Annotated in this window: 6 protein-coding genes and 3 pseudogenes; 2 read left to right on the top strand and 7 right to left on the bottom strand. The window is 39.0% G+C overall.

The features are described from left to right. Position 1 precedes the first annotated feature (1 nt). Entirely contained in the window at positions 2-439 is a 438-nt protein-coding gene (locus NMM26_RS02780; protein WP_254753803.1) for a CoA-binding protein, read from the bottom strand. 84 nt (positions 440-523) lie between these two features. Continuing rightward, positions 524-3,157, bottom strand: coding sequence for a DNA polymerase I (gene polA, locus NMM26_RS02775; protein WP_254753802.1), 2,634 nt, complete (start codon positions 3,155-3,157; stop codon positions 524-526). A 147-nt stretch (positions 3,158-3,304) separates the two neighbouring features. Here polA and NMM26_RS02770 point away from each other — a divergent pair, with 147 nt between their 5' ends. Together NMM26_RS02770 and NMM26_RS02765 are read left to right on the top strand one after the other, a co-directional pair. Then, on the top strand, positions 3,305-4,207 hold the full coding sequence (locus tag NMM26_RS02770; protein ID WP_000603332.1) for an Rpn family recombination-promoting nuclease/putative transposase: 903 nt from the start codon (positions 3,305-3,307) through the stop codon (positions 4,205-4,207). After that, positions 4,206-4,340: pseudogene (locus tag NMM26_RS02765) on the top strand (flagellar assembly protein H domain protein); the annotation flags it as partial. The gene NMM26_RS02770 and the pseudogene NMM26_RS02765, both read left to right, overlap by 2 nt. Before the next feature lie 2 nt (positions 4,341-4,342). Here the strand turns inward: NMM26_RS02765 and NMM26_RS02760 are convergent. From NMM26_RS02760 to NMM26_RS02740, 5 genes and pseudogenes are all read right to left on the bottom strand, one after another. Then, a pseudogene (locus NMM26_RS02760) lies at positions 4,343-4,669 on the bottom strand (transposase family protein); the annotation flags it as partial. A 266-nt stretch (positions 4,670-4,935) separates the two neighbouring features. Then, positions 4,936-8,514, bottom strand: a complete 3,579-nt coding sequence (locus NMM26_RS02755) for an SIALI-17 repeat-containing surface protein (protein WP_254753801.1) — start codon at positions 8,512-8,514, stop codon at positions 4,936-4,938. Between the two features lie 209 nt (positions 8,515-8,723). After that, positions 8,724-10,067 carry a PspC family transcriptional regulator gene (locus tag NMM26_RS02750; protein ID WP_254753800.1) on the bottom strand — a complete coding sequence of 448 codons (1,344 nt, stop codon included), beginning with the start codon at positions 10,065-10,067 and terminating at the stop codon, positions 8,724-8,726. Positions 10,068-10,328: 261 nt separating this feature from the next. Continuing rightward, complete coding sequence (locus tag NMM26_RS09610; RefSeq protein WP_000757036.1) at positions 10,329-11,348, bottom strand: Ig-like domain-containing protein; 1,020 nt, start codon at positions 11,346-11,348, stop codon at positions 10,329-10,331. A gap of 374 nt (positions 11,349-11,722) precedes the next feature. Next, positions 11,723-12,007 (bottom strand): annotated as a pseudogene (locus tag NMM26_RS02740) (hypothetical protein); the annotation flags it as partial.

The following is a 12,007-nucleotide window of genomic DNA, read 5'->3' as shown; positions in this document are numbered from 1 at the left end:
CTTATGCTTCCTCAATCAAGCGAGTATGTTCTCTCTTGATACAGCGATTCATCACGATGTCATCGCATCCTCCAGCACGCAAGATTTCTTCCGCTGCTAGACTTTCAAGTCCTAGCTGTGCCCAAAAAATCTTAGCATCAGCCTTGAGAAAATCACGTGCCACATCGGGCAAAAACTCGCTGCGACGGTAAACATTGACAATATCTACAGGAAAAGGAATCTCAGCGAGGCTGGCATAAGCCTTTTCACCCAAGATTTCGCCACCTGCCGCCTTGGGATTGACTGGGATAATTTTATAACCCCTAGCCTGCATTTCCTTGGTCACTCGATTGCTGGTTGTTTCCTCACGATCAGACAGGCCCACCACAGCAAGGGTCTTACTCGTTGCTAGATACTGACGAATCACGCCATCACTTGGATTGATAAATTCTTGACTCATAGAAATCCTCCTTTTTCATCAGTATAGCATATTTTGAAAAGGCTTGCAGAATTTGACTACAAAAAAGGAGGACTAGCCCCCTTTTTATTTAGCCTCGTACCAGGTTGCCCCTTCATTTTCATCTGCGATGAGGGGAACACTGAGTTGAATGGCTTCTTCCATGGTTTGTTTGACCAATTTTTTCATCTCTGTCAATTCAGATTTAGGAACTTCAAGGACGATTTCATCGTGCACTTGTAAGAGCATCTTAGTCTGATAACCACCTGCAACCAAGGCTTTATCCAGCTGAATCATAGCAATCTTGAGAATATCTGCCGCCGACCCCTGGATAGGTGAGTTGATAGCTGTCCGCTCTGCAAAACCACGAATATTAAAGTTGCGCGAATTGATATCTGGCAACTCACGACGACGCTTGAAGAGGGTCTCCACATAGCCCTTATCACGCGCCTCACGCACCACTTCATCCATGTAGTTTTTAATACCTGGGAAGCGTTCAAAGTAGGTATCAATGTAGGCTTTGGCCTCCTTACGGCTGATGCCCAGATTATTAGACAAACCAAAATCTGAAATTCCATAAACCACTCCAAAGTTAACTGCCTTAGCATTGCGACGGTCGTTTGGAGTCACATCCTCAGGACGCTCAATACCAAAGACACGCATGGCTGTTGAGGTATGGATATCCGCCCCCTCTTGGAAAGCCTTAATCAAGTGCTCATCTTTAGAGATATGCGCCAAAACGCGCAATTCAATCTGTGAATAGTCTGAGCTGAGCAGCACACTATCCTCCCACTCAGGCACAAAAGCCTTACGAATGAGACGGCCTTGCTCCAAACGCACAGGGATATTTTGCAAGTTAGGATCCACACTAGACAGACGCCCAGTCTGGGTCAAATCCTGCACATAACGCGTATGAATCTTGCCATCAGCCAAAATCCAGTCCTGCAAGCCAATCACATAAGTAGACTGAATCTTAGCAATCTGACGGTAATCCAGGATTTTCTTAACAATCGGTGCAATCGGAGCCAGACGCTCTAACACATCCACTGCTGTCGAGTAACCTGTTTTAGTTTTCTTGGTGTATTCTAAAGGAAGTCCCAATTTTTCAAAGAGAAGGACACCCAACTGCTTAGGCGAGTTGATATTAAACTCCTCACCAGCCAGTTCATAAATCTCTTGAGTGAGTTTTTCAATGACAAGCTCATTTTCAGCCTGCATCTCAAGCAAGGTCTCTTTCTTGACCGTAATCCCAGCAATTTCCATCTTGGCAAGGACAAAGGCCAGAGGTTGCTCCATATCATAAAGAAGCTCTAATTGCCCATTTTCACTGAGTTTTTCAAGTAAAACAGGCTCTGTTTCGACCAAAACAGCAAGTTTACGCGCCAAATGTTCCAAGAATTTCTCACGTTCAGGAATGGCCTTTTTAACACCTTTACCGTAGAAGGTCTCATCATCAACCAAGTAAGTCTGACCATAAAGACTAGCAATAGTCGTAATTTCATTGTCCTCCACAGTCGAAAGGAGGTATTTAGCCAAACGGCTGTCAAAAGCAGGCGCCTGCAAATCCACACCAAAACGATTCAAGAGAACTTTAGCCTTCTTAAAGTCATACACCCTCAGAGGTGTTTTTTCTAGAAAATCCTTGAAAGTCGGCTCTTGCAAAAGTTCAAGCTTGTCTGTAGCATAGAGCTTTTCCCCACAAGACCAGGCAAATCCAACCAAATCCTCTGTATGGTAATTCTCACCAAAAAGCTCAAAATGGAAGATAGACTCTTCACTCAGCATGTCTTGACTGACTTGGTCAACAATAGTAAAGTCCAAACTCTCAGCCACATCAGCTGACGATGCATTTAAAGTCTGCTTAAGCTGTTTGAAGCCCATCTCATCATAGAATTTCCCAAGATTTTCAACATCTGGACCACTATAGACCACATCCTCTAAACCAATCTCAATCGGTGCCTTGGTATCAATGGTCGCCAGTGTTTTCGACAAAAAGGCCTGTTCCTTATCATTGATGAGATTTTCCTTCATCTTAGAAGCCTTCATCCCATCGATATTTTCATAAATACCCTCAAGCGAGCCATGCTCCAGCAAGAGCTTGATACCCGTCTTTTCACCGATTTTTGTCACCCCAGGGATATTATCCGACTTATCACCCATGAGTGCCTTGAGATCGATAAACTGAGTCGGTGTAATGCCCATCTTTTCCATAAGATATTCTAGCGTAAAGGCCTCAAACTCAGCCACACCTTTCTTGGAAATTTCAACCACCGTATGCTCATCAGTCAGCTGAATCAAATCTTTGTCCCCACTGACAATGGTAATATCAAAACCATCTTGCTCAGCTAATTTATCTAGTGTCCCAATAATGTCATCCGCCTCATACTGAGCCAACTCATAGTGACGAATCCCCATATGATCCAGCAACTCACGAATGAAGGGAAATTGCTCACGAAACTCATCAGGAGTCTTAGCCCGACCACCCTTATAGTCCGCATACATCTCTGTCCGGAAGGTTGTCTTTCCCGCATCAAAAGCCACCAAAATATGACTCGGCTCAACCCGCTCCAACAGATGGCTCAACATCAACTGAAAACCATAAATCGCATTGGTATGCAAACCAGCCGCATTCTTAAAACGGTCCAACTGCTGATAGAGCGCAAAAAACGCCCGAAAAGCAACAGAAGACCCATCAATCAATAGTAATTTTTTCTTATCCATACACCCATTATAAAGGAAAGCACCAAAAAATACCATTGGGAAGAGCCAGACCGAGTATTTTTCATCCTTTTTCCGAATAAATAGATAGTAGCAGTGAATCTAGTAAACCTAGATTTAAAACTGTGATATAATAAAAGGAGGAAAAGGATGATTCTAAGACATCCGGGCATTAGCCCAACCAATGACTTGGTTGCTAAGAAAATTTTCAGCAATCCAGAAATCACTTGTCAATTTATTCGCGATATGCTGGACTTGCCGGCCAAAAATGTAACGATTTTGGAGGGAAGTAACATTCACGTCTTGCCTTCCCTGCCGTACTCGGCGCAGGATTTCTATACCAGTATAGACGTCTTGGCAGAGTTGGACAATGGCACGCAGGTTATTATCGAAATCCAAGTTCATCATCAGAATTTTTTCATTAATCGTTTGTGGGCTTACCTGTGCAGTCAGGTCAATCAAAACCTTGAAAAAATTCGTCAGCAAGAAGGTGATACACACCAGAGTTACAAACACATCGCACCGGTATATGCTATCGCCATTGTAGATAGCAATTATTTCTCAGATGATTTGGCTTTTCATTGCTTTAGCATGCGCGAGGATTCGACGGGTGAGGCTTTAACAATTACAAACAATGGACAGGAAAATCATCTAGTAAAGATGGCATTCTTAGAACTAAAAAAATACAGAGAAACCAGTAAAGACGAGGTTCGCAAGCCGTGGTTGGAGTTTTTTAGCAATAAGCCCTTTACCCAACAACCCGAGCGAGCCATTAGCCAAGCAGATCAACTGCTAGACTATAAGAGCTGGTCCGAGGAGGACAGGAAGATGTTTAGCCAACTACGTATGCGAGAAGAACAAGCCTTGTTAGCACAGAACTATGCCTTGGAACAAGCTGAAGAAAAAGGATTAGAGCGTGGTCTTGAACGTGGGAAAATATTTACCTTTCTTGATTTAGTACGTCAACATGTTTTAACTTCCGAATTTGCGAGTGAGCAATTAGGCATGACGGTCGCTGAGTTTGAAGAACTATTGAAAGACCATTGTAAATAAGATTAAAAAATACAGAGAAACCAGCAAAGACGAGGTTCGTAAGCCATGGTTGGAGTTTTTCGGGAACAAACCCTTTACCCAGCAACCTGAGCGAACCATCAGTCAAGCAGACCAACTGCTAGACTACAAGAGCTTCTTTGGGTTTACGACACGAGAAATTTGATGATTTTTCTTTACTAGAGGAGTCTCAGCGACCATCATTTTCAAGCACTGATAGCACTTGAAACGACGCTTTTTAAGTAGAATTCTAGTAGACATACCAGTCGTTTCAAGGTAAGGAATCTTAGACGGTTTTTGAAAGTCATATTTCTTCATTTGACTTCCGCAATCAGGACAAAGTGGAGCCTCATAATCCAGTTTAGCAATGATTCCTTTGTGAGTATCCCTATTAAGAACATCCATAATTTGGATATTAGGGTCTTTGATATCGAGTAATTTTGTGATAAAATGTAATTGTTCCATATGAATCTTTCTAATGAGTTGTTTTGTCGCTTTTCATTATGGATATTATGGAACTTTTTTTCTACAACAAAATAGGCTCCATAATATCCATGGGGATTTACCCACTACAAATATTATAGAGACTAAGTTTATAGAACAACATAAAAGTGAACAAGACTAAAACATCGTTTTGTTCACTTTTTTCTTCTTTTCAACAGAACTCTCACTATAGCCCATATCACAAAAAGAGAAGGTCATAAATCCTTCTCTTTTATATCTTCAACTAATTAGTTTTTGCGTTTCACAAATGGAAGGGCACCTAGGAGCAATCCAAGGAATCCTAATGATGCAACTGCAACATTATCTTTACCACCAGTATTAGGAAGTTCTTTCTTATCTTCTGCTTTCGCAGCTGGAGCTTGATATGTATTATCTTTGCTAGTACCTGCTACAGTTGGTGCAACCGCAGGAGTTGATGGTGTCTCAGCTGTTGGTGTAGCCGGAGCTGGTGTTGGAGCTTCAGCTGCTGGAGTAGCTGGTGTTGGAGCTTGTGATTCATTTGGAACAGGATTTCCAGGAGTTGGTGTTAGTCTTGGATCTGAATTTGGAGTAGAATAGTGATTAGTTACTTTTTTGTAATAGTTAGTAATAATACCATCTTTTTCTTCAGATTTCACAAAAGTATAACCTGCAATTGATTTACCTTTGAAATGACCTTCTTCAGCATTCAAAATATCAGTGTTAGTAGCAATATCAACATAGCGTGTGACTTTTAAGTCTTCTGTATCATTACTTCCAGATAGAACCTCAGCTTTATTATTAATTAAAGTATTTAAGGCATCTTCTAAATCAGCTAGACGATCTTTTAATCCATCTTTATAATAATCTTCAACACCTTCATTTTCTTCGCTGTCTTTGATTTGCTCTTTTACTTTAGAGATTTCGTCTAAGATTTTTTTGATTTCAGGGTTATTAACACCAAACTCTGGAACTTCATTAACAGCAGCTTCAACAGCGTTAACTCCGCCTTTGAATGCTGGAAGTTCTGGTTGTACAAGTGCATCTCCGTTTGAAGCTTCTGGTTTAGTTGGTTTTGGAGTTTCTCCTTCAGGTTTTGCAGGAGTTGGAGGTGTTGTATCATTCACTCCACCATTGAATTCTGGAAGTTCTGGTTGTACAAGTGCATCTCCGTTTGAAGTTTCAGGTTTAGATGGTTTTGGAGCTTCTCCCTCTGGTTTATTAGGTTCAGTAGGAGGTGTTGTATCATTCACTCCACCATTGAATTCTGGAAGTTCTGGTTGTACAAGTGCATCTCCGTTTGAAGTTTCAGGTTTAGATGGTTTTGGAGCTTCTCCCTCTGGTTTATTAGGTTCAGTAGGAGGTGTTGTATCATTTACTCCTCCGTTGAATTCAGGATTATTAGGTTGAGTAGGAGCATTATCATCATTTACACCACTATTGAACTCTGGAGTTGCTGGTGTTGTAGGCGCTTCTTCATCGTTTACTCCACCTGTGAATTCAGGTTTTTCTTCAGCTGTAGGAGCGTCAGCAGGATTTACCCCACCATTGAATTCTGGAGCATTAGGAACCGTTGGAACCTCATCCGCTTCCTTAGCAGGCTCAGTAGTTGCTTCATCATCATTTACTCCACCTGCGAAGTCTTTTGGTGCTTCACCTTTAGGAACTTCTTTTAAGTTTTCGATATAACCTAAAGTTGCGTTGTAATCATCAGTTAGTTCATCGATTGCATCTTTGTAAGCTTTCACTACTTCGTTAACTTCGTCGAATTTAGCTTGAGCTTCATCTGCAGCAGTTTTAGCAGAAGCAACAGCAGCTTCTAATCTAGTTACAGCATCTTGTAATCCATCTTGGATAGATTGTTCAGCATTGTTTTTCTTAGCTGTTGCAAGTGCAGTTTTAGCTTTTTCTAAAGTTTCTTTTTGTTTATCTAATGCAGCATTTTTTTCTTCTACAGCTTTAGCTTTTTCAGTAGCATCAGCCTTGTCTTTATCAGCTACTTTAGTTAATTTTTCAATTTTTTCAGCGATATCATCAGCGATATCTTGAAGTTTTTTAACGATTGGTTTAGAAGCTTCTTTGTTGTAAGCAGCGTCTAATTTTTCTTTATCAGCAGTAGGAAGTTCAGCAAGAGGTTTTCCTTCTTTTTTTGTAGCGCCAATTTTGTCTGCTTGTGGATCTTGATTTTTGTTAGCTTCAGCAGTCTCATGTTGACCTTTTAATTCTTTAAGAACATCTCCTGCAGTTAAGTCGCCTTTTTCAACTGCAGCTAAAATATCTTCTTTACCTAATGCTTTTTTGGCTTCTTCTTTATTTGTAATCTTAGCATCAGCATCGATATCTTTTTCTAATTTATCTAATGCATCTTTAAGAGCAGTTCTAGTTTCAGCTTCTTCTTTTTTAAGTTCTTCAACTTTTGCTTTTGCTTTTTCAGCTTCTGCTTTAGCTGTAGCTAATTCAGTTTCTGCTTCAGTTTTAGCTTTATCTGCTTCTTCTTTTTTAGTTTGTGCAGCTTTTACATCTTCAGCTTCTTTAGTAGCTTTAGCTGTAGCTTCATCTGCTTTTGTTTTAGCTTCGTCTGCTTTTTTCTGCAATTCAGCAACTTTAGCATCTGCTTCTTTTTTAGCTTCAGCAGCTTTTTCAGCTTCTGTTTTTTCTGCTGGTTTAGCTGGTTCTTCTTCTTTTGGCTTAGCTGGTTCGCTAGCTTCTTTTTCTTTAGCAGCTTTTACTTCTTCTAGAGTTTTGTTGTACTCATCAGTAAGTTTGTTAAGTTCTTCAGCGTAAGCTTGAGTATCAGAAGCAGCTTTATCGAATGCATCTTGTGCAGCATCTTTAGCTTTTTCGATAGCTTTAACAACTTTATCTAATGAAGCAACGATTTCAACATCAGAACCATTATCTTGAGCTGATTTTAATGCTTCTTTGGCTTCTTTTAATGTATCTTCTTGTTTTTTAAGAGCTTCCGCTTTTTTATCTTCTTCAGCTTTTAATGCATCAGCATCTTCTTTAAGCGCATCAACATTTTCACCTAAATCATCAGCTTTATCTTGAAGTTTTTCTGATGCTGGACGAGCAGCATCTGCTTTTTCAGCTTTTTCGATTCCAGCTTTAACGTCTTCTGGAAGTTGATCTTTAGATTTAGCTTCAGCTGGAGTTGTTGATGTATTACCAGCAGTATTACTGTCGTTTTCTAATTCTTTAAGAATATCACCAGCTTTTAAATCACCAGATTCAATAGCTTTTAATAATCCTTCTTTGTCAACTAATTCTTTAGCAGCTTTTTTAGCAGCTTCTTTATTAGTAATTTTTGGATCATTTGCGATTGATTCTTCTAATTGATCTAAAGCTTTTGATAGAGCATCTTTAGAATCAGCTTCTTCTTTCTTAGCATCTTCTTCTTTTTTAGCTTCTTCTTTAGCTTTAGCGTCAGCTTCAGCAGCTTTTTGTTTAGCAGCTGCTAATTCATCATCTGCAGTTTTTTTAGCTTCTTCAGCTTTAGTTTTTGCAGCATTAGCGTCAGCAGCTTCTTTTGTCTCAGCTTCTAGTTTAGTGTTTGCTTCGTTAGCTGCAGTAGTAGTTGTGTCTACTTTTGCTTGAGCTTCAGTAACTGTTTCTTCAGCTTTTTTAGCATCATCTTCAGCTTTTTTAATTTCTGGACTTGTAACTTCTGTTTTAGAAGTGTCAGTAGCTCCAGTTTCGGCAGGCTGAGTAGCTGCCGGTTGAGCTGGAGTTGTAGTTGTATTGGAAGAATCATCAGCTTTTACAACTGACGGTTGAGATGCCGCAAATGCCGCTCCCAATACAGCCACACTAGCCAAGCTAGTTAAAATCATTTTCTTTTTACCCATTTTTGAAACCCTTTTTTAGAATTATATTTGGGTTTATTATAACTCTTTCTAAAAATATAATCAAGTGATAGGTGATTTTATCTTTACATTTATATACTTATATTGATTTTCAAATATATCTCTTGTAAAAGAAAAAAGAAGGCCTGTTTATAAGCTTTCTTTTTATTTTCTTTTCATTATTTACATTTTCTATGGTAAATTTTACACTTTTAAACCCACTCACCGTTGGCATTTACTGTGTAACCATTGATTGTAGTGCTGACAGCAAGAGCTCCTGAACTATAAGCATAGTACCATTTATCACCTACTTGGAACCAACCAGTTACCATAGCACCTGAGCCTTTAAGGTAATACCATGTACCACCAACTTTAGCCCAGCCAGTCTTCATAGCACCTGAGCCATCAAGATAATACCATGTACCATCTACAAGTTTCCAACCTGTCTGCATGGCACCTGAACCATCAAGATAATACCAGGTACCATTTTCTTTTATCCATCTAGTACTCATTTTACCTAAACTGTCGAGATGGTACCAACTACCATTTATAAGTTTCCAGCCAGTTTGCATGGCACCTAAATCGTTTAAATAATACCAATTACCATCAACTTGTTTCCAACCAGTTCTCATCACACCAGTTTCATCCAAGTAATACCATGAACCATCTTTAATCCAACCTGTCTTCATTCCATCTTCTTTAGAGAAATAATACCAGTTACCGTCAATTTTCTTCCATCCAACAGATCGGTTCCCTTCATTATCAATAAAGAATTTTTTACCATCAATTACAACAATATTGGGTGTCAGAACACCATCTTTTAGATAGTAAGTTTTTTCATCTATTTTGATAAATCCAGTTTTCTTCTCACCATTTTCAACGAAATAATAAGTCTTATCAGCAACTTTTACCAATCCCAACTGTTTGAAGCCATCTTTTTCATTCAGATAGTATTGTTTATCCCCTAAGGTTAGTAGCCCTTTTTTCATTACTCCATCAGTTTCAAAGTAGTAAGTCTTACCATCAATCTTTTGCCAACCAGTAACTTTTTTGCCATCCTTGATATAGTAGACTTTTCCACCCTCTGCTTTAAACTGACCACTACTTGTACTATTGTTAGTAGTGGCACTATTGTTTTGGTTGGCATTAGTTCCGTTAGTTTGGTTACTACTTCCCCCATTATTAGCACTACCATTATTTTGATTATTATCTCTACGATATGGGTTTATTTGAGAGGCGTTGCTTGTATTACCTGAAGTACTAGTAGGCGCATACATATGGTAAAGAATACCATCTTCTACTCTACTAGTAGTATACATATAGTTATCAATAGCTGGATGACTTGTATCAGATGTTGCTGCTCCTGTAACAGCTGCTTTGATATCAACGGGTCTACCATTTTGGAATGTCACAAAATGAATTTCCTTAAATGATGAAGTAGATTGAGCACCTGTCGACGATGCACTAGTTCCTGTACTTGCAGCACTTACTGGCTGAACTGCAGCTATAGCTAGCACTGAAGTTGCTAGCAAAATACCCGTAATCGTTTTCTTCATGAGAAAAACCTCCTTTATTAACCTATTAAATTTATTTCATTATATTCCTTTTCTATAATTAATGCAATAAAAAACATAAAAAGTGTAGAAATATTTAAAGGTAAAAAAGCTCTTTACTATCTCTAGTAGAGAGCATCCTCTATTTATGTCACAATCTCCACTTTATTTAATACAATTCCTCATGACCCAATCACTAGTATTGACAAAGAGCCAAAGAAAAAACTAGGAGAAGAATCTCCTAGTCTTTTTTATATATTGGTATTATACCAACTCACCATTTCCGTTTACAGTGTAGCCGTCAGGAGTAGTTGTGTTTACAAGTAATGCACCTGAACCACTTAGGTAGTACCAGTGGCTACCTACATATTTCCAACCAGTTTGCATTGCACCTGAACCATCTAGGTAGTACCATTGACCACCTACATATTTCCAACCAGTTTGCATTGCACCTGAACCATCTAGGTAGTACCAAGTACCGTTGTCTTTAACCCAACCAGTTTGCATTACGCCTTCAGCGTTCAAGTAGTACCAAGTACCGTTGTCTTTAAGCCAACCAGTTGCTTTAGTTCCTTTAGCATCTTTCAAGTAAGACCATTGACCTTTAGCATCTTTACGCCATCCTGTAGCAGATTGTCCTTGGAATGTCACATCTGTATGACGAACTTCATTGATAACGATATTTGCATTAGTATACAAATCACCAGAAACTTTGAATTCACCTACAAATTCTACATCTTTACCATCTGTAGCATGAGATTTAACTAGACGATATTTTACTACTGTTCCTTCAGCGAAACTTACTGGGAGTTCAGCATCTACTTCAGTTCCAGCTGCATCAGCTTTAACTTTAGCTGTTTTTGTAACGATAGCTGATCCTGTTTCATCTGTAGTAACTGTTACATATACAACACCTTTATCAGTCGTAACTGCAAAATCAATAGCTACACCTGGGATTGGGTTTCCTTTAGCATCTACAACGTTTACACGAACATAGTGCTCACCTTTGTCTTTTACTTCAGCAACTGGAGTAACTGATGCAGTTTTAATATCAAAATTACCAAAACGGCTGTATCCAGGTAAGTTATTTACTAATTTACCATTTTGAAATACATCTTTATCTGTAGCAGTATTTTGCCCATTGTTCGAACCTGCGTCTGTCACTAGTTTACCTGTTGTTGGATCTACCATACCAGGTTTAAGAGTTACAGTGTTAGCTGAAACAGCTTGAACAGCACCAAATGCTGCAAGAGCGACTGCGCTTGTCAATAAAACTTTTTTCATCGTTTTATCTCCTTTATTTTTCATTATATATTTTTCGTAAGACTATCTTACTACCATACAGTATATAAATATTTGCAGGATTTGTCAAGGGTTTTCTTCTAGTTTTTAAAGTTTTTACCCATTTTTAGAAAAAAAGGTGAAAAAAACATTTTTGTGAGAAAAAATACCCGTCAAATACTGCATTTTTCAAGTGAAAATCTCACAAACTTATCATCCTTGAGTAAAATCATTCATATCTAATCCACATAGACAGTTGGACAGAACTCACGTCTATGGTATTATCTTATAAACACTTCTAAATGTCAAGTAAAAATGGCAAGTTTTTTGATAAGAACTTGCCATTTCATCAACTTTCTACTATTTAAAATGTGACCTTATAGCAAAGCCTCAAACTCAGCGACGGTCATGCCCAACTGCTGGCTGGCAACCTCAGGTGTCAGAAGACCTTGGCGGACCATATCCAGAAAGGCAAAAAGTTTTCCTTCTTCCCTTCCTTCAACTTTCCCACGTTCAAGTCCACGCTCTAAACCTTGTTCAAGACCCTCAGCTCGACCACGTTCTAAGCCCTTTTCTTCAGCTTGTTCCAAGGCATAGTCCTGTGCTAACAAGGCTTGTTCTTCTCGCATGCGTAGTTGGCTAAACATTTTCCTGTCCTCCTC

The organism is Streptococcus sp. CF7_Ac1-8 (genome assembly GCF_024295435.1).
GTDB lineage: Bacteria > Bacillota > Bacilli > Lactobacillales > Streptococcaceae > Streptococcus > Streptococcus mitis_AP.
The sequence above is the reverse complement of the archived record's forward strand: the minus strand, read 5'-3'. Positions and strand labels throughout refer to the sequence as shown.